Source organism: Nonomuraea sp. NPDC046570 (assembly GCF_040645915.1).
GTDB lineage: Bacteria > Actinomycetota > Actinomycetes > Streptosporangiales > Streptosporangiaceae > Nonomuraea.
In genome coordinates, this window is the sequence record NZ_JBEYZF010000043.1 from 25,031 (window position 1) to 50,678 (window position 25,648).

Annotated in this window: 30 protein-coding genes and 4 pseudogenes; 15 read left to right on the forward strand and 19 right to left on the reverse strand. The window is 68.7% G+C overall.

The window, feature by feature from the left end:
* Positions 1-25 precede the first annotated feature (25 nt).
* The gene (locus ABZ911_RS37855) at positions 26-301 is read right to left on the reverse strand and encodes a hypothetical protein (RefSeq protein ID WP_358067649.1); all 276 of its coding nucleotides are present in this window, start codon (positions 299-301) and stop codon (positions 26-28) included.
* A gap of 41 nt (positions 302-342) precedes the next feature.
* On the opposite strand from ABZ911_RS37855, the gene ABZ911_RS37860 reads away from it, so the two are divergent.
* Entirely contained in the window at positions 343-537 is a 195-nt protein-coding gene (locus tag ABZ911_RS37860; protein ID WP_358067652.1) for a hypothetical protein, read from the forward strand.
* A gap of 154 nt (positions 538-691) precedes the next feature.
* Positions 692-1,072 (forward strand): annotated as a pseudogene (locus tag ABZ911_RS37865) (AraC family transcriptional regulator); the annotation flags it as partial.
* Positions 1,073-1,396: 324 nt separating this feature from the next.
* Here ABZ911_RS37865 and ABZ911_RS37870 read toward each other — a convergent pair.
* From ABZ911_RS37870 to ABZ911_RS37890, 5 genes are all read right to left on the reverse strand, one after another.
* Positions 1,397-1,810 (reverse strand): arsenate reductase ArsC, encoded by a 414-nt coding sequence (locus ABZ911_RS37870; RefSeq protein WP_358067655.1) that lies wholly within the window; start codon positions 1,808-1,810, stop codon positions 1,397-1,399.
* Positions 1,800-2,891, reverse strand: coding sequence for an ACR3 family arsenite efflux transporter (gene arsB / locus ABZ911_RS37875; protein WP_358067658.1), 1,092 nt, complete (start codon positions 2,889-2,891; stop codon positions 1,800-1,802). Before arsB ends, ABZ911_RS37870 begins: the two co-directional genes overlap by 11 nt.
* 4 nt (positions 2,892-2,895) lie before the next feature.
* Positions 2,896-3,237 carry a metalloregulator ArsR/SmtB family transcription factor gene (locus ABZ911_RS37880; RefSeq protein ID WP_358067661.1) on the reverse strand — a complete coding sequence of 114 codons (342 nt, stop codon included), beginning with the start codon at positions 3,235-3,237 and terminating at the stop codon, positions 2,896-2,898.
* Positions 3,238-3,635: 398 nt separating this feature from the next.
* Positions 3,636-4,865, reverse strand: coding sequence for a GNAT family N-acetyltransferase (locus ABZ911_RS37885; protein ID WP_358067664.1), 1,230 nt, complete (start codon positions 4,863-4,865; stop codon positions 3,636-3,638).
* 12 nt (positions 4,866-4,877) lie between these two features.
* Complete coding sequence (locus ABZ911_RS37890; protein ID WP_358067667.1) at positions 4,878-5,216, reverse strand: metalloregulator ArsR/SmtB family transcription factor; 339 nt, start codon at positions 5,214-5,216, stop codon at positions 4,878-4,880.
* Between the two features lie 549 nt (positions 5,217-5,765).
* Between ABZ911_RS37890 and ABZ911_RS37895 the strand changes: the two genes are divergently transcribed.
* The gene (locus ABZ911_RS37895) at positions 5,766-6,065 is read left to right on the forward strand and encodes a hypothetical protein (RefSeq protein WP_358067670.1); all 300 of its coding nucleotides are present in this window, start codon (positions 5,766-5,768) and stop codon (positions 6,063-6,065) included.
* 305 nt (positions 6,066-6,370) lie between these two features.
* On the opposite strand, the gene ABZ911_RS37900 is transcribed toward ABZ911_RS37895, so the two are convergent.
* Positions 6,371-7,030 (reverse strand): helix-turn-helix domain-containing protein, encoded by a 660-nt coding sequence (locus tag ABZ911_RS37900; RefSeq protein ID WP_358067673.1) that lies wholly within the window; start codon positions 7,028-7,030, stop codon positions 6,371-6,373.
* A gap of 151 nt (positions 7,031-7,181) precedes the next feature.
* Here ABZ911_RS37900 and ABZ911_RS37905 point away from each other — a divergent pair, with 151 nt between their 5' ends.
* The 3 genes from ABZ911_RS37905 to ABZ911_RS37915 are packed head-to-tail and all read left to right on the forward strand — an operon-like array spanning position 7,182 to position 11,751.
* Positions 7,182-8,288: a serine hydrolase domain-containing protein gene (locus ABZ911_RS37905; RefSeq protein ID WP_358067675.1), complete on the forward strand. Its 1,107-nt coding sequence runs from the start codon at positions 7,182-7,184 to the stop codon at positions 8,286-8,288.
* Entirely contained in the window at positions 8,198-10,039 is a 1,842-nt protein-coding gene (locus ABZ911_RS37910; protein WP_358067678.1) for an ABC transporter ATP-binding protein, read from the forward strand. The genes ABZ911_RS37905 and ABZ911_RS37910 overlap by 91 nt, the downstream gene beginning before the upstream one ends.
* Entirely contained in the window at positions 10,036-11,751 is a 1,716-nt protein-coding gene (locus tag ABZ911_RS37915) for an ABC transporter ATP-binding protein (protein ID WP_358067681.1), read from the forward strand. Before ABZ911_RS37910 ends, ABZ911_RS37915 begins: the two co-directional genes overlap by 4 nt.
* Before the next feature lie 79 nt (positions 11,752-11,830).
* Here the strand turns inward: ABZ911_RS37915 and ABZ911_RS37920 are convergent, their stop codons facing one another.
* Entirely contained in the window at positions 11,831-12,358 is a 528-nt protein-coding gene (locus ABZ911_RS37920) for an IS110 family transposase (RefSeq protein WP_358067684.1), read from the reverse strand.
* 114 nt (positions 12,359-12,472) lie between these two features.
* Between ABZ911_RS37920 and ABZ911_RS37925 the strand changes: the two genes are divergently transcribed.
* The 4 genes and pseudogenes from ABZ911_RS37925 to ABZ911_RS37940 form a co-directional block, all read left to right on the forward strand.
* Positions 12,473-12,799 (forward strand): PadR family transcriptional regulator, encoded by a 327-nt coding sequence (locus ABZ911_RS37925; protein WP_155350237.1) that lies wholly within the window; start codon positions 12,473-12,475, stop codon positions 12,797-12,799.
* Positions 12,796-13,152, forward strand: coding sequence for a DUF1048 domain-containing protein (locus ABZ911_RS37930; RefSeq protein ID WP_358067687.1), 357 nt, complete (start codon positions 12,796-12,798; stop codon positions 13,150-13,152). Before ABZ911_RS37925 ends, ABZ911_RS37930 begins: the two co-directional genes overlap by 4 nt.
* A gap of 1 nt (position 13,153) precedes the next feature.
* Entirely contained in the window at positions 13,154-13,480 is a 327-nt protein-coding gene (locus ABZ911_RS37935) for a DUF1048 domain-containing protein (protein WP_358067690.1), read from the forward strand.
* Positions 13,481-13,777: 297 nt separating this feature from the next.
* Positions 13,778-14,092, forward strand: a pseudogene (locus ABZ911_RS37940) (MFS transporter); the annotation flags it as partial.
* Between the two features lie 238 nt (positions 14,093-14,330).
* Here the strand turns inward: ABZ911_RS37940 and ABZ911_RS37945 are convergent.
* A complete protein-coding gene (locus ABZ911_RS37945) occupies positions 14,331-15,218 on the reverse strand; it encodes a recombinase family protein (protein ID WP_358067693.1) in 888 nt (295 codons plus the stop codon).
* A 497-nt stretch (positions 15,219-15,715) separates the two neighbouring features.
* Between ABZ911_RS37945 and ABZ911_RS37950 the strand changes: the two genes are divergently transcribed.
* Positions 15,716-16,075, forward strand: a complete 360-nt coding sequence (locus ABZ911_RS37950) for a hypothetical protein (protein WP_358067696.1) — start codon at positions 15,716-15,718, stop codon at positions 16,073-16,075.
* On the opposite strand, the gene ABZ911_RS37955 is transcribed toward ABZ911_RS37950, so the two are convergent.
* Complete coding sequence (locus ABZ911_RS37955) at positions 16,065-16,502, reverse strand: histidine phosphatase family protein (RefSeq protein WP_358067699.1); 438 nt, start codon at positions 16,500-16,502, stop codon at positions 16,065-16,067. The two genes, ABZ911_RS37950 and ABZ911_RS37955, sit on opposite strands and share 11 nt — an antisense overlap.
* A gap of 365 nt (positions 16,503-16,867) precedes the next feature.
* Here ABZ911_RS37955 and ABZ911_RS37960 point away from each other — a divergent pair, with 365 nt between their 5' ends.
* Together ABZ911_RS37960 and ABZ911_RS37965 are read left to right on the forward strand one after the other, a co-directional pair.
* Positions 16,868-17,635 carry a hypothetical protein gene (locus tag ABZ911_RS37960; RefSeq protein WP_358067702.1) on the forward strand — a complete coding sequence of 256 codons (768 nt, stop codon included), beginning with the start codon at positions 16,868-16,870 and terminating at the stop codon, positions 17,633-17,635.
* A gap of 332 nt (positions 17,636-17,967) precedes the next feature.
* Complete coding sequence (locus ABZ911_RS37965) at positions 17,968-18,222, forward strand: DUF6283 family protein (RefSeq protein WP_358067705.1); 255 nt, start codon at positions 17,968-17,970, stop codon at positions 18,220-18,222.
* A gap of 142 nt (positions 18,223-18,364) precedes the next feature.
* Here ABZ911_RS37965 and ABZ911_RS37970 read toward each other — a convergent pair whose 3' ends face one another.
* The 5 genes and pseudogenes from ABZ911_RS37970 to ABZ911_RS37990 form a co-directional block, all read right to left on the reverse strand.
* Positions 18,365-19,159: an SDR family oxidoreductase gene (locus ABZ911_RS37970; RefSeq protein WP_358067707.1), complete on the reverse strand. Its 795-nt coding sequence runs from the start codon at positions 19,157-19,159 to the stop codon at positions 18,365-18,367.
* A gap of 275 nt (positions 19,160-19,434) precedes the next feature.
* Positions 19,435-19,800 (reverse strand): annotated as a pseudogene (locus ABZ911_RS37975) (ATP-binding protein); the annotation flags it as partial.
* 506 nt (positions 19,801-20,306) lie between these two features.
* A pseudogene (locus ABZ911_RS37980) lies at positions 20,307-20,465 on the reverse strand (DUF4158 domain-containing protein); the annotation flags it as partial.
* Positions 20,466-20,598: 133 nt separating this feature from the next.
* The gene (locus tag ABZ911_RS37985; protein WP_358067728.1) at positions 20,599-21,063 is read right to left on the reverse strand and encodes an aldo/keto reductase; all 465 of its coding nucleotides are present in this window, start codon (positions 21,061-21,063) and stop codon (positions 20,599-20,601) included.
* A 21-nt stretch (positions 21,064-21,084) separates the two neighbouring features.
* On the reverse strand, positions 21,085-21,696 hold the full coding sequence (locus ABZ911_RS37990) for a TetR/AcrR family transcriptional regulator (protein WP_358067710.1): 612 nt from the start codon (positions 21,694-21,696) through the stop codon (positions 21,085-21,087).
* 139 nt (positions 21,697-21,835) lie between these two features.
* Between ABZ911_RS37990 and ABZ911_RS37995 the strand changes: the two genes are divergently transcribed.
* Both ABZ911_RS37995 and ABZ911_RS38000 read left to right on the forward strand, forming a co-directional pair.
* Positions 21,836-22,057: a hypothetical protein gene (locus ABZ911_RS37995; RefSeq protein WP_358067713.1), complete on the forward strand. Its 222-nt coding sequence runs from the start codon at positions 21,836-21,838 to the stop codon at positions 22,055-22,057.
* Positions 22,054-23,616 carry a carboxylesterase/lipase family protein gene (locus ABZ911_RS38000; protein WP_358067716.1) on the forward strand — a complete coding sequence of 521 codons (1,563 nt, stop codon included), beginning with the start codon at positions 22,054-22,056 and terminating at the stop codon, positions 23,614-23,616. Before ABZ911_RS37995 ends, ABZ911_RS38000 begins: the two co-directional genes overlap by 4 nt.
* A 427-nt stretch (positions 23,617-24,043) precedes the next feature.
* Here the strand turns inward: ABZ911_RS38000 and ABZ911_RS38005 are convergent, their stop codons facing one another.
* The 4 genes from ABZ911_RS38005 to ABZ911_RS38020 form a co-directional block, all read right to left on the reverse strand.
* Positions 24,044-24,538, reverse strand: coding sequence for a CocE/NonD family hydrolase (locus ABZ911_RS38005; protein ID WP_358067719.1), 495 nt, complete (start codon positions 24,536-24,538; stop codon positions 24,044-24,046).
* Entirely contained in the window at positions 24,453-24,968 is a 516-nt protein-coding gene (locus tag ABZ911_RS38010; RefSeq protein WP_358067722.1) for a Clp protease N-terminal domain-containing protein, read from the reverse strand. Before ABZ911_RS38010 ends, ABZ911_RS38005 begins: the two co-directional genes overlap by 86 nt.
* Positions 24,968-25,156, reverse strand: coding sequence for a helix-turn-helix domain-containing protein (locus ABZ911_RS38015; protein WP_358067731.1), 189 nt, complete (start codon positions 25,154-25,156; stop codon positions 24,968-24,970). Before ABZ911_RS38015 ends, ABZ911_RS38010 begins: the two co-directional genes overlap by 1 nt.
* Before the next feature lie 152 nt (positions 25,157-25,308).
* Positions 25,309-25,648 (reverse strand): helix-turn-helix domain-containing protein (locus tag ABZ911_RS38020; protein WP_358067725.1); only part of this gene is annotated, 340 nt, incomplete at its 5' end.

A 25,648-nucleotide genomic window follows, 5' to 3' on the forward strand; every position in this document is an offset into this window, starting at 1 on the left:
GCTGCCTGGGTCAGACGGTGACTGATCAGACAGTGACGCTGTCGCCGTGCTCACCGGCGGGCGCGCTGCTGCTGCACGCGCCTGAGGCGCGGAAGGGCTCGGCCAGCTGGGCCAGGTAGCCGGTGGGGTAGTCGGGTTTGGCGGCCATGCCGAGCTGGTCGGAGGGAAAGGGGCGGGTGGGGTCGTAGGAGAAGGTGCCGAGCAGGTGGTCCCAGATGAGGGTGAACAGGCCGAAGTTGACGTCGCCGATGCCGGCCCATTTGAGGTGGTGGAAGCGGTGGCCTTCGTTGAGGGCGAGCACGTACTTCAGGGCGCCGATGCGGTAGTCGGCGTTGGAGTGCTGTGCGAGAACCCAGCCCGTTCGACCGGCGCGCCGCACTGGTACGGCTGACACCCGCAGGCGAGGCGGCCGTCGACGCGATCTTCCCCCGGCAACTGGCCAGGGAGGCAGAACTGCTCGAAGGGCTGGGCGAGGACCGCGAACGCGTGATCGACGCGCTCAACCTGCTGGCCGAAGTCCTTGGCAGACGCACATGAGTTCTTCGGACGCCGCGAAGCAGTGCCGATCTAAGGGCGCCAGCCATCACGGCAGCTGGTCTGCGCATAAGCCGGTCGGCACCCACCCCTGCGCGATGTCCGTGCTCATCGCGAATGATTGTCGCGGTCCGCGGGTGCTGCTTGAATCGGGATCATGGTCCTCGACGAATTACGCGATCTTCTCAATCGCCATGCTCGGCCTGATCTGAGGACTTCCATCGAGGACGTGCTGATCTTCAAGGCCGAACAGCCCACGCCGCCGACGCCGGCGACCTACGGCAACGTGCTGGCTGTGGTCGCGCAAGGAGTGAAACGGTTCGCGTTGGGCGACACGGTCTACGAGTACCGGGAGGGGCAGTACCTCGTCGCCTCGGTCGACCTGCCGGTGACCGCCCACTTCGCCAAGGCCAGCCCGGAGCTGCCAGGGCTCGGGGTCGGGCTGACCCTGCATCCGGCCAGTGTCGCCGAGGTACTGCTGCAGGCGGCTCCCGGCGACCTCCCGGAGCTCGGTGACGACGCTCCGCCGGGCCTGGCCGTCAGCACCGCTTCGGCCGAACTCCTCGACGCCGTCGTCCGCCTGGTGCGCCTGCTCGGCCACGGTGGACCAGAACAGCCCACTGATCGAGCCGGTAATGCGCACGAGCGCGATGTCGTCATTGCGGGCGACGATCTCCTTGTCCAGCTTGGACATCGTGCCGTAGCTGTCGCCGTGGGCCAAAGCGCTGCAGCCACTCCACACCGCCAGAGCGACAACGCCACCGAGCCTAGGGGTGAGCTCCCCGGCTTCGCGGACGATGGCGGAGTAGGTGGGCGCTGCCTTCAGCGTCTTGGCGGCCTCCTCGCCCGGCAGATGCTGATGTCAGGTCCGCGGCAGGTCGATGAGCAGCTTCTCGACGCGGTTCTTGATCTCGTCCCGGATCTCGCGTACGGCCTCGATGCCCTGGCCGGCGGGGTCGTCAAGTTTCCAGTCCTCGTAGCGTTTGCCGGGGAAGATCGGGCAGGCGTCGCCGCAGTCCATGGTGATCACGACGTCGGAGGCCTCGACAGCGTCGGGTGTGAGCACCTTGGGCTGGGCGCCGGTGATGTCGATGCCCACTTCGTTCATGGCCTCGACGGCGACCGGGTTGACCTGGTCGGCGGGCGCGGACCCGGCCGAGCGCACCTCGATGCGGCCACCGGACAGATGGGTGAGCCATCCGGCGGCCATTTGGGAGCGGCCGGGGTTGTGCACGCAGACGAGCAGCACGCTGGGCCTGCTGGGCTTATCGGACATTCGCGGGCTCCTTGAACAGGCGTCGGCCCCACAGGCTGACGTAGACCAGGGCGACCAGGACGGGGACCTCGATGAGCGGGCCGACCACTCCGGCCAGGGCCTGGCCTGAGGTGACGCCGAAGACGCCGACCGCGACGGCGATGGCGAGCTCGAAGTTGTTGCCGGCGGCGGTGAAGGCGAGCGTGGTGGTGCGGTCGTAGGGCAGGCCGACCGCCCGCCCGGCCAGGAACGAGCCGCCCCACATCAGGGCGAAGTAGGCCAGCAGCGGCAGCGCGATCCGGGCCACATCGAGGGGGCGTTCGCTGATGGTGTGGCCTTGCAGTGCGAACAGGATGACGATGGTGAACAGCAGCCCGTACAGGGCGATCGGCCCGATCTTCGGCAGGTAGCGTTGCTCGTACCATTCGCGGCCGCGGGTGCGCTCGCCGAGCTTGCGTGAGGCGTATCCGGCGGCCAGCGGGATACCGAGGAAGATGAGCACGTACTTGGCGATGTCCCACGCGTACACCTCCAGGGCCGCCTTGGACAGGCCGAGCCAGCCGGGCAGCAGTTCCAGGTAGAACCAGCCGAGCAGCCCGAACGCGACCACCTGGAAGACGGAGTTCAAGGCCACGAGGACGGCGGCGGCCTCGCGGTCGCCGCAGGCCAGGTCGTTCCAGATGAGGACCATGGCGATGCAGCGGGCCAGGCCGACGATGATCAGACCCGTGCGGTACTCCGGCAGGTCCGGCAGCAGCGCCCAGGCCAGGGCGAACATCAACGCGGGCCCGACGATCCAGTTGAGCACCAGGGAGGAGATGAGCAGGCGGCGGTCGCCGGTGACGGTGTCGAGGCGGTCGTAGCGGACCTTGGCCAGCACCGGGTACATCATCAGCAGCAGGCCCAGCGCGATCGGCAGCGAGATCTGCCCGATCTTCACCGCTTCCAGGGCGGTGTTCAGGCTGGGCAGCAGGCGGCCGAGTAGGAGCCCGGCGGCCATCGCGGTGCCGATCCACACCGGCAGGAAGCGGTCCAGCGTGGACAGCCCGGCGATCACGCCCGGGCTCGGCGGAGGCGTCGGGGCGGAAGCGCGAGTGGCCACAGGTCTACACCGTCGCCGGGACGCCGAGCAGCGCCGACAGCTCACCCAGCGTCTCGGGCACCAGCCGGTAGTACACCCACGAGGCCCGCCGCTCCGAAGTCAGCAGGTCGACCTCCTTGAGGACCTTGAGGTGGTGGCTGATGGTCGGCTGGGACAACTCGAAGGCGCCGGTGATGTCGCACACGCACACCTCGCCGCCTTCCCGGCTGGCCACGATCGACAGGATGCGCAGCCGCACCGGATCACCCAGCGCCTTGAACACCCGCGCCACGCCGGCGGCCTGCTCGGCGTCCAGCGGTTCGCGCGTCAGCGGTGGGCTGCACTCCAGGATCTGCAGCAGCTCCATACACCCTCCCTTATAGATGACCATCGAAGTCAGCTCACGTCTATATTGACATACGTCTATGCATGCTCGGTGACGGGGACGTCGAGGTCGGCCAGCAGGGCGCGGACCCGGTGCTCGATCTCGTCCCGGATCGAGCGCACGTCCTCGACGGTCAGGCCCGCGGGATCGTCGAGCTCCCAGTCCAGGTAGCGCTTACCGGGGTGGACGTGCGGCGGCGGTCAGGGCGAGCTGCTGGTCGATGGTCAGGTCGTGGCGCTTGTAGGTGTCCGGCATCTCGGGGCTCCCGCGGTTACATAGATGAGCCTCGATATTGACATCCATCGATGCGCAGGAGGCGAGCAGCGAGTGAACAGTCGGTGCCGATCCCTCGCTGTCCGCCGTGCTGCCCGACCGCCTGCTCAGCGCCCGGCTGAGTCGCTGCGGCGCTCCACGAGGATGACGTCGCGCCAGATGCCGTGGTGGCGGCCGATGCGCTCGCGGATGCCGACCACGCGAAAGCCCAGCGCCTGGTGCAGCGACAGGCTGGCGGCGTTGCCGGGGAAGATCCCGGATTGGATGGTCCACACGCCGGCGTCCTCGGCCGCCGCGATGAACGCGGTCAGCAGTGAGCGGCCGATGCCGTGGGCCTGGCAGCCCGGATGCACGTAGACGCTGTGCTCGACCACCCCCGCATACACCGGCCTGCTCGAGACCGGCGAGGCGGCGACCCAGCCGACGACCTCGCCGGTCTCGGTGTCGACGGCGACGTAGCGCAGATGCGGCAGCTTGCCGGCGTCAAAACCCTCCCACGACGGCGCGACCGTCTCGAAGCTGGCCTGGCCGGTGTCCAGCCCGGCCTGGTAGATGGCCAGCACCTGGGCGGCGTCGGCCGCGCGCATCGGCCGGATCTCCAGGCCCGGCCCGATGGCGGGCTTGGCCGCCTGGACGATGGCCGAGTGCACGCCGTCGCCGTGGCCGGCGGTCAGCGTGATCGCCACCTGCATGAACCCGGCCGCCGCGAGCAGGGCACGATAGGCGTCCATGCTGAGCGCCCCGGCCGCGCAGCCGATCCGCTGCTCGGCGGCCGCCTGCCGTACCGGGTCGGCCTGGCCGTCGGTGACGACGTCGCTGATGCCCAGCCGGCCGCCGGGGCGCAGCACCCGGAACGCCTCGGCCAGCACCGCGGCCTTGTCGTCGGACAGGTTGATCACGCAGTTGGAGATGACCACGTCCACGCTCTGGCCGGGCAGCGGAACCTGCTCGATGGTGCCGTGCAGGAACTCTACGTTCATCACGCCGGCCTGGGCGGTGTTGCGGCGGGCCAGCTCCACCATCTCCGCGCTGGCGTCCAGCCCGTAGGCCTTGCCGTACGGGCCGACCCGGCGCGCCGACAGCAACACGTCGATGCCGCCGCCCGAGCCCAGATCCAGCACCGTCTCCCCGGCCCGCAGCTCAGCGACCGCGACCGGATTGCCGCAGCCCAGGCTCGCCAGCAGTGCGCCGTCCGGCAGGCCGGCCAGGTCGTCGTAGCCCGCCGTGCCGAAACCGCCGTCGGCGAAGGCCTGCGGGCCGCAATCCGTGACGCGCTCGCCCTCCAGCGCCTGGCGGGCCAGGCCGGAGTAGCGCTGGATGATCTCCTCGTCAGCCATCACACGGCTCCTTCACTCACACACCGGGGGTTCGGGGACGGGCTTGCCCATGACCACATCAGCCGCGGTCGGAAAGCAGCTCACACAGGCCTCGTTGATCCGGTACAGACTGGAGGTGCCGCGCCGCTCGACCAGCACGAACCGCACCTCGGCCAGGAGCTTCAAGTGGTGCGAGACCGTCGACTGCCCCACCCCGGACACCTGCACGATCTCGCCGACCGTCATCGGCTCCCGCCGCCGGGCCAACAACGACACGATCTGGATCCGGGTGGCGTCGGCCAGCGCCTTGAACCAGCTCGCGTACTCCTCGGCCTCGGCCCGATCCAGCGGGCCCACTCCATACTCGTTCATCGAACATCGACGATAGTAGATTGTTATGGTTGAGGGAAGCCCCCGGTTCGCTTCGGGCCCAAGGCGAACCCGAATGGGGCTTGCATCCGGTACCGAGGTACAGGCTTACCGTCGGTGACGGTCCGCCGCGGCGGAGCAAGGTCGCCGCCCTCAGCGGCGTCCTGCTGCTGATCAGCGGCGGCTAAGTCGCCTGGTATGGCCTGTACGAGCTACGCCTGGCATCCGGACACGCGGCCGGTGGCCCGGTCATCGACGCGGCCGCCGCTCTGCAGAACACCCTCGCCGGATGGGTCGACCAGCTCGGCCCCTGGCCTATCGCCCTGGCCGGGCTGGCCTTGGCGGCCGGGGCCGCGGCGGGCGCGGTGGCCAGGCGACGCCAGCCGGGCCCCCTGCCGTCCCGCCCAGCGAGTAGCCCGCCCGTCACCGCCGATCCGCCCCTGCCCAGGTGGTGCGGGCAGGGGCCGTGGCACGCTGAACCCGCCCCCCGACGGCACCTGTCGTTCGAGCGCACCACCAACAAGCACCACCCGAACAGGACCCACGCCTGCAATGAGCCAGACCGTCACCCTGCCCGCCCGCACAGAAGATCACCAGATCGCCATTTACTTGGCCGCGATCGGCGCCGGGACACTGCTGGGCTGGGCGCTACCCGCGCAGGGGGCGGGCCTGGCCATCGCGATCAACCCGGTGCTGGGCGCGCTGCTGTATGTGACCTTCCTGCAAGTCCCGGCCGCCAGCCTGCTGCGCGCCCTTGGCCAGGGACGGCTTCTGGCTGCCGTGCTGACGGTGAACTTCGCCGTCGAGCCGCTCGCGGTCGGCGCGATGCTGCCGATGCCGGTGCGGTCGTGATGATCGCGGAGTTGTTCGAGGCCGGCGGTCTTGAGCCGGTCTGCTGAGCAGGAGCGGGCGCTGCCCGAGGGCGTCAAGACTCCGCTGCCACGCCCTGATGGCCGCCGTGGTCACCAAGGGCACCGCCAAGGCCGCCTGGCTCCCGTCGGGCACCCGAGGCAAGACCGGCACCGCCGAGTACGGCACCGGCCCCAAACTCGACCCCCACGCCATGGTTCATGGGCTTCAAGGGCGACCTGGCCTTCGTCGTGGTCGTCGAACCGGCCATGTAGGAGAACGGCGGCTGCCAGCGACGGGCCGGTCGGCTAGCTCGGGCGGATTGCGGCCTCGATGTGGGCAAGGTGCGCGGCGAGAATCTCTTCGAACGCGGCGCGGCGGTCAGCCCCGAGAGGGAGGACGTCACGGGCAAAGTGGGCCAAGGCCGGGAAGCGTTCGGGATCGGCGCCGAGCACCGCGACGCGGAACAGCTCCATGCCCTGTTCATACTCTTCGGGGGTGAGGGCGCTAACCCCTGCCTCGGAGGCGATCAACGCCGCGACCAGGACCGCGATCCGGTGGTAGTGCGCCGGGATCTCCGCGTCGGGCAGCCCCGACGCGCGCAGAGCCTGCAGCATCTCTTCCATGACCAGCCGGGAGCCGGCGCCGCCTGAGGCGTAACGTCCCCAGACCGCGGCGAGCTGGGGCTGCTGTCCGGATGCCTCTCGCACGCGCAAGGCCAGGGCCGTGATGCGCTGCTTCCAGTCGCCCTCGGGGTGGTAGCCGTCCATGGCGGCCACGAGGATCCGGTCGGCGACCGCGCGCAACAGTTCGGTCTTGCTGCGGAAGTGCCGGTAGAGGCTGGAGGAATCGGTCCCGAGCGCCGCGGCGAGCTTGCGCACGCTGAACGACTCAGCGTCGCCCGTGCACAGCAACTCCGCCGCCGCCTCCAGGATCTCCTCGGTCGACCAGCGTCTTCTACCTGTCATCTCACCCTCTCGCCGGACTCAGCCTAACCCATGCACTTGCCGTTGCACGCACTGCGTGCATAATGTGCCAACGTGAGCGCGCCGGGCGGCCCGGCACTCGTGCCCCGCCGCCCGTACAGCTCACCCCGGGAAATACGAAAGGACGCATGCCATGGATTCCGCGGAGCTGCACACCGCCATAGAGAACGTCCGCCGCGCCGGGATACCGGGCCTGTTCGCCGAGGTTCGTGACAGCGACCAGGTCTGGCACGGCGCGGCCGGGGTCGCCGATGTCACCACCGGCCGTCCCGTCACTGCCGACATGCGACACCGCGTCGGCAGCATCAGCAAGACCTTCACCGCCGCCGCTGTGTTGCAGCAGGTCGAGAGCGGTCAGATCGGTCTCGACGCGCCGATCGGCCGCTACCTGCCGAAGCTGGTTCCCGGAGAACGCGGTGACGCGATCACGGTCCGGATGTTGATCAACCACACCAGCGGCCTCGCCGAATACCTCCCCTACGCCTACCCCTCCCTCAAGGCGTTTCCCGCCCTCGCGGACACCGGGCCCCAAAGCCTGGACGACCACCGGCTAACACGGTTCGATCCCACTGAACTGATTCAGATGGGGGTTACCGCACCTGCCATCGGCACCCCGGGCGGTACTCCGGGGCTGTACTCCAACACCAACTACCTGCTCCTCGTCAAACTCCTGGAACGGGTGACCGGTACCACGGCTGAGAAGTACATCACCCAGAACGTCATCGAGCGCGCCGGGCTCCGGTACACGGAATTCCCCACCGGAACGCATGTCAACGGGCCCCACTCGCAGCTCTACGAGGCGTGGTTCGGCATGATCGACCCGCCGCGCGACTACAGCGTCTACGACATGTCATGGGTGGGGCCGTCGGCCTCGCTGATATCGACCGTCGCGGACCTCAACCGCTTCTACGGCCTGCTGCTCGCCGGCGAGATCGTCAACCAGTCGTCACTGACGCAGATGCGACGCACCGTCCCTGTCATCTCCCAAGAGGGCAAGCTGATCGAGTACGGCCTCGGCCTGTACCCGATGGAGGACCCCGGCGGCGAGACCTTCTGGGGCCATGGCGGCACGGTCTGGGGCGGTGGAGCGCTCTCCATGACCAGCGCCGACGGCGAGCGGCAGATGTCCGTCGCGGTGAACCTGCAGAGGTGGAACAGGCTCGACTCCACGGGCAGGCCACAGCCCCATCCCATCGACGACGCGCTCGCGGCCCTCTATCGCGTGGCGATGCAGCGATGACCACAACCGACTTTGCGCCGGCGAGGGAGCAGGGACAGTCCGTGGCAGGGTTGCTGCGCCCTTACCGATGGAGCTTCGCCGCCGTTGTCTTCTTGCAGGTTATCGGCGCCCTCGCGGGTCTCGCGCCGCTGCTGGCGGTCATCGAACTGGGGCGCAGCCTGCTGGCGCCAGGCCCGATCGATCACGATCATGTCTGGTTCGTCGTGATAGCCGGTGCGGTCGGCTTGCTCGTCCGACTGCTGTTCACGGCCGCATCATCCGGAATCGGGCACCTTCTCGACGGCCGGGTGCAACTGGCCCTTCGCCGGCACCTGGCCGCGCGGCTGGGCGGCGTACCGATCGGCTGGTTGTCCCGGCGCCGGACCGGGGAGCTGACGAAGGTGGTGGGCGAGGACGTCAGTGCCGTACATCCGTTCATCGCCCATGCCCCCGGCGAGCTCATCGCCGCGTTCGTGGTGCCACTCGTCTCGCTGATCTATCTGTTCACCATCGACTGGCGCCTCACATTGATCACGCTGATCCCGGTGGCGCTGGCCCTGGCACACCTCCCGCTGATGATGACTCCGACCCGGCTGCGCGAGGAGAAGCAGTTCGAGGCGGCCATGGGGCAGATCGCCAGTTCCGTCGTCGAGTTCGTCCAGGGCATCTCGGTCGTCAAGGCGTTCGGCGGTTCCGGGCGCGCCCATCGCGGGTTCCGCACGGCCACCGACGATTTCGTCGGCATCTACTCCCGCTTCGTGCGCGGCCTGTCCGTGATCGCCGCCGGAATGCAGCTGGTGCTGTCGCCGCCGTTCGTGCTGCTGGTCGTGCTGATCGGCGGTGCGGTCCTGATCACGAGCGGCGCTCTGGCCCCGGCCGACCTGCTGCCCTTCCTGCTGCTCGGGCTGGGCCTGACCGCTCCGGTGGCGGCCCTCATCTCCCACAGCTTCGACGACCTGCAGGCGGCCCGGCGCGCGGTCGGCCGGATCAAGGACGTGCTCGACGTGCAGCCGCTGCCTGAGCCCACGCACCCCGTCACACCATGCGATCACCGGGTGGAGCTGCGCGAGGTTCGCTTCGGCTACGAAGCCGATCACGAGGTGCTGCGCGGGATCGACCTGACTCTCGAACCGGGTACGGTCACCGCGATCGTCGGCCCGTCTGGCAGCGGCAAGTCCACGCTGGTCCAGCTGCTGCCACGCTTCTTCGACCCGACCCACGGTTCGATCACCGTGGGCGGCGTCGACCTGCGCGAGATCGGCAGCCACAAGCTTCACCAGCTGGTCTCCTTCGTCTTCCAGGACGTGCGTCTGCTGCGCGCATCAGTCGCGGACAACATCGCGCTCGCCGTACCGGATGCCGATCTTGACGATGTGGTCAGCGCGGCCCGGATGGCGAACATCCATGAGCGGATTCTTGAACTGCCGCGCGGCTACGACACGGTGCTCGGACAGGAGGCCGGGCTGTCGGGTGGCGAGGCGCAGCGGATCTCACTCGCCCGCGCTCTGCTCGCAGCCACGCCCGTGCTGGTGCTGGATGAGGCGACCGCCTTCACTGACCCGCAGACCGAGCAGGCGGTACGGCAGGCATTGGCGGCACTGCAGGGTGATCGCACGATCCTGGTCATCGCTCACCGCCTGGAGACGGTCGCCGACGCCGACACCGTCGTGATGCTGGACAACGGGTCGATCGTCGAGCAGGGCAGACCCGCCGACCTCCTGGCAGAGAACGGAAAGTTCGCCGCCTTCTGGCAATCCAAGGAGTACCGATGATTCGCATGCTGCTGCGCGTCCTGGGCCAAGATTACGCCCGGCCAGTGCGTCGCACCGTCGCCTTGATGACGATGACCGCGATCGTCGAGGGTTTGTCCTACGCCCTGCTGGTTCCCGTGCTGCGGACCCTGTTCGGCAGCAACCCCGCAGACGCTCTGCCCTGGCTGATCGCGTTCGGCGGCGCGGTCGCGATCTACGCGGTGCTGCGCTATGTCAGCGATCTGTTCGGCTTCCGCGCCGGAACCACGCTGTTGCGGGGCATGTATCACCGCCTCGGCGATCATCTGGCCCGGCTGCCCCTCGGCTGGTACAGCACCGGCCGAGTCGGGGAGGTATCCGTCCTGGCCAGCCAGGGCGTGCTGGAGACGATGGGCGTGATCGCGCATCTGCTGGCGCCCTACATCTCCGCCTTCGTCACCCCGTTGACGATCGTTGTCGTGATGCTCGCCTTCAATTGGCAGCTCGGGCTGGCCGCGCTGATCGCCGTACCGCTCGTGGCGGCGACCCAGATCTGGACCGGCCGCTCGATGGCCGCAGGCGATGCCGATCGCCACGAACGTGACATCGAGGCCACCGGACGGGTCATCGAATACCTCCAAGCCCAGCCGGTGCTGCGCGCCGGCGGCCGGAGCGTCCAACGCTTCACGTTGCTCGACGACTCGCTGCAGGAACTCCAGCGCGCGTCCCGCCGTACCGTGTTGTCGGCGTTGCCCGGCATGATCGGCTTGACGCTCGTGGTGCAGGCGATGTTCACCGTGTTGCTGGTTCTGGGCGCCTACCTCGCGCTCGGCGGGAGCATCGGTGTTGCGGAGGTGCTGACGGTCCTGGTGCTGGCCGCCCGCTGCGCCGATCCGGTCCTGTCGCTGGCCGACATCGGCGGCAAACTCCGCGCCGCGCGCTCCGAACTGGCCAGACTCGACGCGGTCCTGCGCACCGAGCCGCTGCCGGAAGCACCGGAACCGATCCAGCCGGTGGGCCATGGCTTGGAGCTGGAGTCCGTCGCCTTCCGGCATGACGACCGCCAGGTGTTCGACGACCTGTCGTTGTCCGTGCCCGAGGGACAGCGGCTTGCCGTGGTCGGCCCCTCAGGCGCGGGCAAAAGCACACTGCTGCAGTTGCTCGCCCGGTTCCACGACGTGGACGCGGGCGCGGCGCGCGTAGGAGACGTGGACGTGCGCGCCATCGACACCGAGGTGTTGATGGCGCAGATCGCCATCGTCTTCCAGGACGTCTACCTCTTCGACGGCACGATCGAGGAGAACATACGGCTTGGCCGTCCCGACGCTTCCCAAGCCGAGGTGCGAGCGGCGGCGACCGCGGCGCGGCTGGATGAGGTGATCGAGCGGCTGCCCGGGGGCTGGGCGGCACATGTTGGTGAAGGCGGTGCGCTGCTGTCCGGCGGTGAGCGTCAGCGCGTCTCGATCGCGCGGGCGCTGCTGAAGAACGCGCCCATCGTGTTGCTGGATGAGGTGACCTCCGCGCTGGACCCGGTGAACGAGGCAGCCGTCCACGACGGCATCGAACGCCTGATGGCCGGCCGGACGGTCGTGATGGTCGCGCATCGGATGCGGACCGTCCAACGCGCCGATCGCATCGCCTTTCTCGACGGCGGCCGGATCGTGGAAGAAGGCAGCCACGACGAGCTGCTCCGCCGCGGCGGCCGCTACGCCGACTTCTGGAATGTCTCCCTGACACCGGCAGCGCATGACTGACACGTGCGTCGACCTCAGTGAAGTAGGCGGCAGCGAACCCTGGCTGGTGATCGTCGGTCAGGGTCTCGATGGAGGCTGGTCAGGCTGGCGCGAGTTCCACGGTGACCTTGTGGCCGAGGGCCTCGAGCTTGGCGATGAGCCGCTGCGCCTCCTTCTCGGGGTCTTTGCGGGTGGTGAAGTAGTCCTCGCCGAGCTCGTGGTAGGGCTTGCCGGTGGCCAGGACGTGCCAAATGATGACGATCATGGCGTGGGCGACGGTGACGATCGCCTTCTTCTTGGCCACCGGACTGCGGTAGCCGCCGTTCTGCATCACGTGCCGGTGGTAGAGGGAGCGCAGGTAGCCGGGATGTCGCACCGCTGACCAGGCCGCCTCCACCAAGACCGGTTGCAGGTGCTGGTTGCCGTGGCGGCGCCTCCCGGAGCGGCGCTTGCCGGCGGACTCGTGGTTGCCTGGGCACGTGCCCGCCCAGGAGGCGAGGTTGGCGGCGGTGGCGAAGAACTCCTGCGGGGTGGTGCCGATCTCCCCGATCACCTGGGCGGCGGCCATCGGCCCGAGTCCCGGGATGCTCATCAGCAGGTCCCGGGCGGCGCGAAAGGGGACCATCATCGAATCGCTTCGGTGGTCTGCGCTCGCCGCCCGCTGGGCATGGTTTACTACTCTGTGGTACCGTATAGTGGTACTCGGTACTACAAAGTACCAGGAGACCGAAGAGGACCCACGATGGACGACCTGACGGAGATGCTGAAGGGCACGCTTGAGGGCTGCGTGCTTGAAATCATCGGCAGCGAGGAGACCTACGGGTACGCCATCACGCGTCGGCTGAACGAACTCGGCTTCGCCGACGTCGTCGAGGGGACGGTTTACACCATCCTGCTGCGGCTGGAGAAGAACGGGCTCGTCCAGGCGACGAAACGACCGTCCGGGCTGGGCCCGCCGCGCAAGTTCTATGCGCTCAACGACGCGGGGCGCGAAGAACTCGCAACGTTCTGGGCTAAATGGGAGTACATCACATCACGGATCGACAAGCTCAAGGAGGGCGGGAGATGAACTTCTGGGAGACCATGACAGGCAGCGATCTCACCAGGGAATGGAAGGCGTTCGAAGCCCGGGCCGAGGCATTGCCGGCCGACTACCGGGCGGCGTGGGAAGAGATCAAGGGTCACCTTTCTCCCTACGCGGACTTCACAGGTCGAAACCTGATGCCGATTCTCGACAATGCTCTGGGGCTGCTCGAAGAGACAGCGTCCGATGGGCAGAGCATTCACGAGGTGCTGGGTGACGACATCGAGGGCTTCTGCGCGGCGCTGGCCGGCGGAGAAGGGGCTCGGAGCTATCGCGACCGGTGGCGCGAGCAACTGAACAGGAACGTCGCAAAGAAATTGGGCCGGCTAGGAGGCTGACGTGGGCATCCAAGACATCATCGAGGGCAAGAAGCAGTGGCGGGCGCACATGGCGCGGGTCAAGGCGCTCCCGCCGGACTATCAGATCGTCTACAAGGAGATTCAGAGGTACATCTTCAAGGTCGGACCGATCGACTTGCTTGACGGGCCCCTGCTCTCAGGGATCCTCGAATTCTTCGAGGAGGGCGTCGCGGCCGACAGGGGAGTCCTGGAACTCATCGGCAACGATGTCGCTGCCTTCTGCGACGACCTGATCAAGGACTCGCGCACCTACGCGGACATCTATCAGGAGTCCATCAGCGGGAAACCCGGCACGGCCGAGAAGTAACACCCGTCGACCGGTGCTGGCGGAGTTCTTCGATGGGTGGGCCGAAGGAGAACATCGGGCCCCTGACCGTCGACAGCCTGCTTGCCGCTGCGCGCGCTCGGCGCTGCTCGCTGTCGGATGTTTCATCCACCGATGTCCGTTTCTTTGGGCCAGGAAAGCACCCTGTCAGGAAACCGACTCATCCCGCCCCCCTTCGAGGGCACGCCCTGCAAGTACACATGCTGAACATCCAGGCCACCATGGCGGCGCCGGCGTTCAGTACTGCGCCTGCTGGTCGCCTCGCTCGCCACGATCAGAATCGCGACGGTCACGGTCGCCGTCGGCGGCGACTACTGGACTCATGTGCTTCCCGGACTGCTGATCAGCGGCCTCGGGGGCGGCCTCAGCTACGCTCCTGCGATGATCGTGGCCACCACGGGCGTCTCGCGAAGCGAGCAGGGGCTGGCCTCCGGCCTGGTCAACACCTCGCTGCAGCTCGGTGGCGCGCTCGGCTTGGCGGTGTTCACCGCCGTCGCGGCGTCGGTGGCCGGGCCGAACCCGGACCTGACCGAGCTCACCGGCGGATATCAGGCCGCATTCCGCTGGTCGCTGCTCCTTCCGGCCGCCGTCCTCGCGGCCGTGGCCGCGCCGCGGTCGCCGACCAGGTCGCCGCCGCGATCGGCGAGTGGGAGCGCGACTACGGCAACGACGCGCCCGCCCCCGGATTCCGGATGGCCACCGCCGCCCAAGCGACCTGCTCAAGGCCGCCGACCCGCGCTTCATCATCGACAAGCCGTACAGCCGCCTCGTCATCGACTTGCAGAGAGGCCTTCGGGGAGGATCGGTCCGGATTTGGCGCTACGCCTGACCGTTAACGAGAGGTGCAACATTCCTCCCTGCTGCCCCCTGCAGGGGTCGCCGGAGTCTTCGTCGAAGATCCAACACATGTGCCTGACCAGCAGAAACGGCGGTCGTAGGTGCGGCGGGAGGGCATGACAGCCCGCCGAGCTTCTGGGTAGCTCCCGGTCAGCCCGTGGCGGCCGCCGCTGTTGCGGCGGCGGCTTCGTCGTGTTCGCGGAGCATGCGCAGCACGGTGGCCGGAGATGGATGCTGGTCTTTCTTCTTGCTTTGGTGATGACGAGCCGGGCGGCGATGTCGCGCAGGCTGGGTTCTGCTCGCGCAGGTGCAGGGCCATGGACAGCATGGCCTCGTCGGTGACGGCGGCGCCGCCGATGTGTTTGCGGCGGTTGCGGGCGGATTCGTGACCTTCCAGCGTTCGGTCGCGGATGTACTCACGTTCCATCCCCGACAGCGCCGCGAGCACGGTGAACACGCCCCCTGCGGGGTCGTGGCTGCCCTGCAGGTCGCCGGTGAGGAACTCCAAGCCGATGCCCGCGGCGCGCAGTTGTTCGGCCAGGGCGGCCATGTCGAGGCCGCGGCCGAGCCGCTTGTGCTCGTGCACCACGAGCGTGACCGCGATGTTCGCCGAGCGGAGCTCGCGGGCCAGAGCGATGGCCTTGTCGAGTTCTGGGCGGGTGGAGATCTTCTCGGAGAAGATGTGGGTGACGCCGGCGGCCTGGAGCGCGTCGAGCTGGGTGCCCAGGGACTGGCGGACGGTGGAGGCGCGGGCGTAGCCGATCCGCACGTGCCCCACCGGTTCGGTGCCGACCATGGCTGGGCGGGGCAGCTCGATCCAGGCCGTGCTCAGCTTGCGGAAGGTCGGGGTGGCCACGGTGAGCGCCTTGGCGAGCGCGGGCACGAGGCGGAAGCGGGCGGTGTAGTACTGGACGGCCCCGGGGGGCAGAGAGATTTGGAACGCCGCGCATGCCCGCGGAGCGCGCGACTACCCTGCCGCCGTGCGGCAACTGCCATGGCCTGGTCACCCACGGCCGCAACCGCGCCAAGCTCAACCAGGTCCTCGCCTCGGCGGCGAAGGAAACACATCAGCGGCTCCTGGCGCTTGAAGCGCACTCGGGCGTGTCAGGTTGGTCTCAGCGGCAACCATGGAGACCCAGCCATGGGCGATGGGAGTCCGGACTGAGCGGCCGGTACGCGACCCGGAGCGATCGTGCTATTCCGACCGCCCTGGACGAGGAGCTGGGCACAGGCCGCCGATGCCAGGCAGGATGGCCCGGGGCCGGCGCCTGTGAAACCGACACCAGCGGCGGTGTTGTGATGAGGCGGGCGCGCTCAGGCACTCCTGACATCATGAAGGCAATTGTCGGGATCACCTGACTTCTGATCGAAGGGTGTGGCATGGGCTGGGAGACCGTCGACTGTGCACACGTGGGATGGGCCGCCACTGAATTCCCTGATGGACGGATCTCGGTGGGTTCGGAGGCCGGCGGCACCGTGGTGGTGCGCTGGGGCCTTGAGGATCAGGAACCGGCGGGCCTACTGGATGGCCGGGATGCGGTCGGCTGGCGAGCGGTCTGCGAGTGCGACTGGCGTGGTCCGCTGTGGACCAGGGTCGCCACCGACGGTGAGCATAATCCCGGTCGGCGTCGCGTCTACGCCGACCCCGGCCCGTACAGCGACACTCCAGACGACATCGAGGATGCCCTCATGCGTGAGTGGGAGGGCCACCTGGAGCCAGCCACACATGCTATGAGCTGATGGTGCCGCTGCGGGATGCGGCCGACGTACTCGGCTGGGGCGACCCGGCGGTGGAGCAAACCAAGGCGGCTGCCCTGCCCAGCGGCGGCTCCCACATCATCCACATGACGTTCGAGGCCACCCGCGTCGGGGCGTCGCCGAAGTCTGCGACGGCTTTCTCCCACGGCAGCCCGTCCGCGGAGCCGCAGTCGGGTTCGCGCAGGTCCGGGTAGACGACGGGCGCCCAGGCGGAGGGCGTCGGAGACGATCCAGGCGATCTCGGCTGCGCGCGGCAGCGGCGTGGTGTAGATGACGTCGATGGGCTGGCGAACCGATCGGCGAGCCGTTGGGAGAGTTTGGCGAGCTGCTGCCGTCCCTCCGGGGTGAGGCCACGGCAGGTGCGCAGCCCGCCGATACGGCATAGCCGAGAAGATGTGGAGGCTGGCACGCTGCGAGGGTATGAACGACCTGCTCATCGACCTGTGCGACGCCAAAAGAGATTAGCCCCGCCGGAGTCGAGTTCGCCATTGAGAACAATGGGGCGAGGGACCCTCGGTTAGGGGGTCTTCTACTGACCGTACCGCGGATGGCTGCTGTCTGCTTGTTCTTGGCTTCGTCTGCCTCGACGGCCGCTCATGCCCGACGATGAGCGGTGTGGGCGTAGCGTGGACGGATGCAGCGCGCCGCTGAGCAGGGCGTCGCCTCGAAACTTTCGGCCCGTACTTCTCAGACTCCGGGGATCCACGGCCCGGTCTGCGCAAGCAGGTGTCTCGAGGTGGCTGTCGTCGTGAGCGTGGAAAGGAGTGCCTAAGCGTGGAAGACGGGCACGGCCATATCGTGGCCACCACTGCGGAGCTGGCCGCCCTCGCGGCCGGCTTCGCCGACGGCACCCCGGTCGCGATCGACGTCGAGGAGATCGAGCCCGGTCACGACCCTGCCGACGTTCGCGGCTGGGCGGTTGTGGTCCGCGTGGAGCACGTGCCGCTGAACGAGGCGGGGCAGCTGGCAGGACCTGGTGAGCGCATCGCCACCGGCGAGGCGAATGACAAGGGCGAGCGGCCGCTGCTGTTCGGCGAGGTGCTGACGCTGCAGTCGCGCAAGCTGGCCACTCCCGGCCGCATCGGGCCGCTGGCCCGCGCGGCCGACCCTTGCCAGCGGCGCGTTGACGCCTACGAGGCGATCGAGCGTGAGGGCGAGGCGGGTCTGTACCTGATGGAGCTGTTGGAGGCCGTGACCGACCTTCAGAACGAGGTGGCCGGACTCGCCGATGACAAGGACCGCCTGCTGCACCCCGCCGCGCGCCGGCATCTGGCGAGCATGCGCAACGCGCTGCAGGCGGCGCAGGCAGCCGCCAACCACGCCAGCCGCTTTGGCTCGGTGTGCGAGCTGCTCCGCGTAGAGGCCGCCGAGCAATGGGCCGACGAGATCGAGGACGGCCAGCCCTGCGATCAGGGCAACCTGCACCAGATGCTCGTCGAGCTGCCAGGGACGGGATACGTCGAGCTCGCCTGCCCGATTCACGCCAAGCTCGCCCAAGAGCGTGTTCCGGACGCGATCGTGCGGCCGAACCCCCAAGTATGAGGTCGTCCTGCCCCTCGTGAGTCGGCCGTCCACGCTTCCCGGCTCGCCGCGGGCCGAGGCGCCAGGGGCAGGAGATCTCGCCGCGTCGATCCGTGATCTACCGCCGTCGCGCGCGAGCACTGACCGCGCGGTAGCGAACGTGGGGGACAGCGTGCCCCTCGATCGCCACGCCGAACCGGTGCGAGGCGTTGGCCGCGACCTGCTACCTGCGCCAAGGAGGAGGTCTTGACCGAGCTCGCTGAACTGGCGACGCTGCCCGCCGGGATCGGGCGCGTGCGCGAGGCGGAAGACGGCTGGGGGGCACCACCGTTGTCACCTGCCGCGCTGACCGCTTGGAGGGGGAGCCGGATCACCAGCGGGCGCCGTGCGCGCGCTGCCCGTGGCGCGTCGACACCCCCGTCGGGGTTTTCCCTGCCCAGGTGTTTCGTGACTCAGCCGCCACCACCTACGACCTGGCCGTTGCCCCCTTCGGCTGTCACGCCTCCGACCCAAACCGGCCCCTCACCTGCGCGGGCTTCCTTCTGCTGGTTTTGCTCGTGACTAGCAGCAGCGTTTGCTCGTCAGTTTCGACAGCGCTCGGGGACTGAGTCAGCCCCGAATGTCGGTGAGAAGTAGCAGCACTCAGAGACCAGTCACCTATAGCGATCAGGCGATTACTGAGGAGGTGCCTCTCGGCCTCAAGATCATGTTTGTTGAACGTGCGGCTTCACTCACCGCCTCGGCTCCCTTTCAGAGAGCGGTGTGGAAGCCGCCGTCACTGAAGAGGTGCTGGCCGTTGATCCACTGGCCCTGCGGGGAGCAGAGGAAGGCGACGAGCTTGGCCGGCTCGTCGGGGCCGGCGAGGCGCCCCGCAGGGGTCTGCTTGCTCCCGGCAATACGGATTTCGTCCGTCATCCACCCGGTGTCGATGGGGCCGGGATTGATGATGTTGGCGCGGACGCCAAGATGGGCGAACTCGTGGGCGGCGGCGAGGGTGATGCGGTCCAGGGCGCCTTTGCTGGCGCCGTAGGGGAGGTTGTCGACGACGTGGTCGCTGGTGAAGGCGATGATGCGCCCGGGGTCGGCATCGTTGGTCGTCCCTTGAAAGCGCCGCCCGAACTCGCGGATGAGCAGCCACGAGGCCCGGGCGTTGACGGCGAAGTGTCGGTCGAAGCTATCCACGGTCGTGGTCAGGAGGTTCAGGTCGCGCTGTTCGCAGTGGCACATCACTAGAGCCCTGACGGGTCCGAGGTCCCTCTCAACGGAGTCGAAGATGGCCGCTGGGGCGCTCGGGTCTGCGAGGTCTGCTTCCACAGCGGTGTGCCGGGCGCCCAGGCCGCCCAAGTCGTGACCGAGCGAGGTGGGCGCACCGGGCTCGGGCTCCCAGGGCTTCTCGTCGTCGTAGGGGCGCCAGTAAGTGAACGCGATGTCCCAGCCGGTCTTGGCGAGGCTTCGGGCCACGGCGGCGCCGATGTTGACGGTGCGTCCGCCCGCACCGGTGACGAGAGCGACGGGTCGGGAACTGGAGGGCGTCGTGTCCGGCATGATGGGATCATGGCTAACCCCGGCTGTCGCCTCAACTGCTTTTCAGCTCGGGGATTGGAGGGGATTTGCCTGCGGTAATACCGCCACTTCGCGGCTAACTGCAGAGACCCGAGCGAAGCAGCCGGATGCCTGGTGCTCTTCCTCGACGCTACGACGATCGCCGCTGCTCGTCCCACATCAAGATCGTTCGTCCTCGGCTTCGCCTGCGGGCGCCGCATCTTGACCCGCTCCTCCCAACGGCGGGAGCAGGCGTTGCCGAGGAAGGGCAGAAAGGGTCAGCCGGCGGCCCTGTTCGCGACGGCAGCGGCGTCAGCCTGGGCGCGGGTTTGGGCGAGCCGGTAGGACTCGGTACCGGTCTCGATGATGTTGCCGCCGTAGGTGAGCCGGTCAACGATGGCCGCGCAGAGCCGGGGCTCGGTGAATGTCTTGGTCCATCCCGAAAACGACTCATTTGAAGCTATCGCGACACTGTTGGTCTCCTCTCTTTCGGTCAGAACCTGGAACAACAGTTCGGCCCCATGTCGATCAAGCTCCATATAGCCAAGCTCATCGATGCATAAAAGGTCGACGCGGCCGTAGCGGGCGATGGTCTTGGTCAGCACCTTCTCGTCGGCGGCCTCGACCAGCTCGTCGACCAGCTTGGCGGCCGGTGTACTTGACCTTGAACCCGGCCATCGCGGCCTCGTACCGCGCTTGCCGGACTACTTCCCGATCGGCCGAGTCCGCCCACTCCCGTCCTGACCGAGGGTGGACTCACAGGGCAGGGCGACCCCGTCGAAGCAGCCAGCTAAGTTACTCACGGGTACCGCCAACGGCTGTCCGCAGGTTCCTCAACCCCGAGATCCTTGCCACCAACCCGGCCCGGCGGCTGGAGCGCCGCAAGAGCGCCCGCCGTGGCGACCGCTCCATCCCGCGCACCCGGCTGGAGACGCTGTTCACCGACGATCGGCACGCCCTGCGAGAACGCGTGCTCTGGCGGCTGCTGTATGAGACGGCCACCCGCGCCGAGGAGATCCTCATCCTGAAGGTCGAAGACCTCGACCCCGAGTTCCGCCGTGCCCGCGTCACCTCCAAGGGGGCGCGATCGAGTACGTGCACTGGGCCACCCCCACGGCTCGGCTGCTGGCCGGCCGCACGAGCGGGCCGGTGTTCCTGGCCGACCGGCGCGCCCCAGCCGGTTGTGCTCCCCGCGCCGCTTGGCGATCAACTTCCGGTCAGCATCGTCGAGGAAGAAGAAACGCTCCAGCTCCCCGCCAGTGGGCGCGCGGGTGAACCGGGCCGTAGGCCGCCGCCTGCTCGTCGGCACGTTCTCGTTCCGCTGTTCCTCATGGGCCGAGCTGAGGCTGACGCCCGGAGCGTCCCCGCGCCACACGCTGTGGACACGGTACAGGGATGAGGGTCCCGCGTACGGCGGGGGGCCATCGTGCTCAGGGGCAGGCTCAGTTGAGCTCGTCCGGGTGCGGGCCGGTGCGCAGTCCGCGGTCGGCGGCGGCGATCGACGCCATGTCCTCCTCAGTGAGCCGGAAGCCGAACACGTCGAGGTTCTGGCGGATACGGGCCGGGGTGACCGACTTGGGGATGACGATGTTGCCCAGCTGCAGGTGCCAGCGCAGCACCACCTGGGCCGGGGACCTGCCGGTTCTGGCCGCGATCGCGGTGATGGCCGGGTCGTCCAGGACCGCGCCCTGGGCGAGCGGGCTCCACGCCTCGGTGGCGATCTTGTGCTCGGCGTGGAAGGCGCGCAGCTCGGCCTGCTGCAGGCCGGGGTGCAGCTCGACCTGGTTGACCGCCGGGGTGAGCGCGCTGGCGTCCAGCAGGCGCTTGAGGTGGGCGGACTGGAAGTTGGAGACGCCGGCGGCGCGGATCCGGCCCTCCTCGGCTAGCCAAGGCTCCCGGAGCGTGATTAACCTCGCTGAGGATGTGGGCTACTCACCGTTCGGCGTGGTGAAGATACGGGCAAGCTGGTAGTCGATCATGGCCACGGCGTCTTCAGCAGACCGCTGCCCCAGCAGAACGCTCGACTGAATCCCCTCAGCGCCTGCCACCAGGAACGTGGCCTCGGCCGTGGCGTTGACCTCCAGGGGCACCTGGCCGGACTCCTGGCCTTGAACGATCAGGCCTGCGACGAGGTTCTCAAGCGCGTGCGGCGCGTCACGGGCGACCTTGGCCAGGGAAGGGTCGGTCAGGAAGCGGACGAAGTAGGCGGCGTACACCACGTGCCGGTTGCGTCGTTCCCCGTCTAGGGGGAGCAGCTCGAGCAGCACTCCCCGCACGATCTTGTGCATGCCGGGCGCGTCGCCGAGCATCCCGAGGCGTTCGCGGGCCTGCCGTTCGGCGTCGTCGTTGAGGATCTCCAGTGCACCGAGCAGCAGCTGGTCGCGGGTGCCGAAGTAGTACTGCAGCAGCCGGGCGGAGACCTCAGCCTCGGCGGCGACCTGTCTCAAGGTGACGTCTTCCAGACCACCGCGGGTGGCCAGACGCCATACGGCCTCTGCGATCTGGCGGCGGCGCTGATCATGGTCCACCTGTCTCGGCATGCCATCTGTCCCTTGCGACTCGTTGTGGTGCGATCGTACCAAATCAGGTGTTATGGTTCGATCGAACCACAAAAACTGTGGAGGGCGTGTTCACGCCTGCCGCCACGGCCCCTTCGGGGCGATGGGAGACGAAGCGCACATGAAGCACGTCACCGTGCTGATCATTGGCATGCTGCTACTGGTCCTGGGAGCACAGGGCGCCATCCGACTGCTGGCCGACCACGACAACGCCGGGCTGCTCGCATGGTTGCCTGGCGGATTCGCGGTGTGGCTCGCGTGCTATTCGGTGGCTGCCGTCGTCGGAGTGTTGCTGGCCGGCTGGGGCAGCAAGAAGGCCAAGCAGAGCGGGCGCGGGCGATGACCGGCCGCACCCGAGCAGCCGCTGTCCTCACCACGCTGGCCGGCGTAGCGATGCTCGCGGCGAGCGCTCCGCCTGCTCACGGCAGCGAGAGCTCCGCTCCCGTGGTCGTGACGGCGTCGGGCAAGGTACGGGGCACGGATCAGGATGGGGTCCGCCGCTTTCGCGGCATTCCGTACGCCGCCCCGCCCGTCGGGGAGCGGCGCTGGCAGCCGCCTCAGCCGGCAAGCTCCTGGACCGGCACCCTCGACGCGACGAAGGCAGGACCGGCGTGCCTGCAGCCAGAGGCCCCTGACATGCCCAAGGGCACCCCGCAGAGCGAAGACTGCCTGACCGTGGAGGTGACCACGCCCGCCCAGCCCGACAGGGGACGGCCGGTCATGGTCTGGGTGCCCGGCGGCGGTTTCATCACCGGCGCCGGCTCGATCTACGACCCGACCCGGCTTGCCAAGGCCGGAGACATCGTGGTCGTCACGGTCAATTACCGGCTCGGCGTGTTCGGCTTCTTCGCCCACCCCGAACTCGGCGAGACCAGCAATTTCGGCCTGCATGACCAGGTCGCGGCGCTGCGCTGGGTGCGCGCCAACATCGCCGCGTTCGGCGGCGATCCCGGCAAGGTCACCCTCGCCGGAGCCTCGGCCGGGGCGATGAGCACCTGCACCCTCATGACCTCGCCGCCCGCCCGGGACCTGTTCCACCAGGCGATCGTCCAAAGCGGTTCGTGCCGCACCAGCCACCCGGCCGGCGCGATGGGCAAGGGCATGCCCGCGATCTCCTCCTGGCACTCGATCAGCACGATCCAAGGCGCCGGCCGGGCCCTGGCCGGGCAGCTGTCCTGCTCCGACGTGGCCTGCCTGCGCCGCAAGAGCGCCGGCGAGCTGCTGCCGTACACCGCCCAGTTCCCGCTGCTCGCCTACGGCACCAGCCTCGTCCCGCAAGAGCCGGCCAAGGTCTTCGCCACGGGCAAGCAGATGGCCATACCACTGCTGCAGGGCAACGCCCGCGACGAGCACGTCGAGTTCACCCTGGCCCTCTCCCCGCACGGCATCACCGCCCGCGAATACCCGGCCCTGCTCAAGACCGCCTTCGCTTCGGCCGCGCCACAGGTCGCACGACGCTACCCGGCGCGACGCTACTCCTCTCCCACCGCGGCGGCCAGCCGCGTGTTCAGCGACAGCGGCTGGATCTGCCCCTCCTGGAAGTCGGGCCGCGAGCACGCGAGAAAGGCGTCCACCTACGCCTACGTCTTCGCCGACCCATCGGCACCCACGCCCAGCGGAGAACCCCTGCCCGCGCACGTCCGCCCCGCAACCGCGCACGGAGCCGAGACCTTCTACCTGTTCGACTTCCCCGATTCCCCACAGCTCAGCGCGGAGCAGCAGCGCCTGGCCGACCGGCTCGTCGGATACTGGACCAGGTTCGCGCGAACCGGCGACCCCAACGGGGCGGGCAGTACGAGATGGCCCCGTCTGGGTGCCGCCGACCAAGCGCTCAAGCTCGCTCCGGAAGCGCTACGACCGATCAACATGAAGAGCGCCCACCACTGCGGCCTCTGGTTCTGACGGCTGGATCATGCCGAAACCCCCAACGGACCCGAGCAGGAGTGAGCCGTTCGGGCGGTTGCCGGGCGACGCGCCCGGTCGGGTTGCGACACAGGCACTGAGCTTGACGTTTAACCTCCACGGTTGCTGGGCGGGAGCCCGGTTCTTGGAGCCGGGTGGTCGTCCGGGGCCGGGCCAAGTGGGTTTCGGCGCACTGGCCGGCTGGGGCAGTCGCGGGCGCAGGCTCCTGAGGCAACCCAGGTTGCGCAAACTCGGGACTTTCGCACTGAGGCTTCTCGTTGGCGAGCAGGGCGGCGTAGTCGGCCAGCATGCCCGGCAGGAAGAAGTCGTGCCAGCCGCCCTGCAGGCGCACCACCGGCGGCATGCGGGCGACGTTGGCGCGGTGATCGGTGCTCGCCCAGTACGGCTCGCCGGGACCATGACCGGCTCAGTCCCGGAACCAGGGCACGGGATGGCCGGTCAGTGCCTGATCGGCCTCCTGCAGGGGAAGGGCGAGGGCGGCACGCGACAGCTGGCGCGCGGCGCCGATCATGCCGACCATTTGGCGGGTGATGCCGTAGCCGCCGGTGAACATCCGCTCCACCAACTGCACCCAGCCCAGCGCGTTATCCGTCGCGAACGCTCCGCCGGGGTACATGAAGATCTCGGCGAAGCTGGATGGCGCGTCCTGGATGAGGGCGATCTTCCATTCGGGGATGTCGCGGGCGGCCAGCTCCCATTGGACGTAGCCGAGGTAGCTGGCGCCCCACGTGGCCAGCTGGTCGCCGAACCACGGCTGGGCGCGCAGCCAGCTCAGCGTGCCGTGGCCCTTCCTGCTCACCTGGGTGCCCACCGGGTCAAGCGCGTCGCCCAGCACCCCGTACAGCAGGTGCTCGGGCCCGACGCCAGCCTCGCCCTGGCGCTTGGCGAGGCCTGCGGCCATGTCGAAGGCACGTTTGGCCAGCAGGAAGGTGCACGGGCGGGCCCAGCCCGTCCCGCCACCACGGGCGGTGCCGCACGCGCCGTTCCGCGGCCGCCACCGCCTCGCCGCCGAACGACTCCTGCAGCCGCCGGCGCAACGCCTCGGGGTCCACCCCGAATGCACGCTGCGCCTCGCCGCCGTCGACGTGCGGCCGCAGCACCGGGCCGATCCGGCGCAGCCGCTCCCGGGCCTCGGCCAGCTCCAGGCCGTGCTCGCGCAACAGCCGGGCGGCCGCGCTGTCGCCGTGCCGCAGGATGCCCAGCAGCACATGCTCATCACCGATGTAGGAATAGGTCCACGGGTAACGGCCGAGCTGATGGCCGAAGGCGGCGGCTTCGGCGTGGGCGTAGCGGATCACCTGGCGGCCCTCGGCGGTCAGCCGGTCCCACATCACCACTCCTCGCGGCGGAATCGCAGCCCATGCTTGTAATGCACGGCCTGCTTGGTCAGCCCGAGTCGGCGGGAGATGTCGCGCCAGGACCAGCCCTGAGCGCGCGCGTTGTCCACCTGCAGCGTTTCCAGCACCTCGACCAGCTGGCGCAGCGCGAGTACCGCCGCCAGGCTGACCTCGGGATCGATCGAATTGAGGGTCGTCGTCGCTCATGGTCCGCACCGTAAGCGAATCGAGACCTTCGTCAAAGGGGGCCAGGGGTAGAGCTGGCCGAGGGGTCCATGCTGCTCGCTTTCGCCTGGACGAAGAGGTGCGAACAGCCGAGCGTCTGGATTGAAGTTCAGGACGATCTGGGGAGAAGGCGGATCTGCGCGGCCGTGAGTTCGTCGTTCTCCCCGGAGCGGACGACGACGCGGACGGGCTCGCCGTCCGGCCCGACGGCTTCGATGTCCTGCTGGGCCGCGTTGAGATGCTTGCTGCCCCAGGAGAACAGCCCCAGCACGACGGGCAGGAGTTCCTCGCCGGCTTCGGTCAGCTCGTATTCGTGCCGCGGCCGCGAGCCGGGGTCTTGGTAGGGCACTTTGTGGAGCACGCCCACGGCGACCAGTTCGGCCAGGCGTTTGGCGACGGTGGCCTCGGAGGCGCCGCTGTGGTGCACGAAGGCCTCGTAGCGGCGGTCG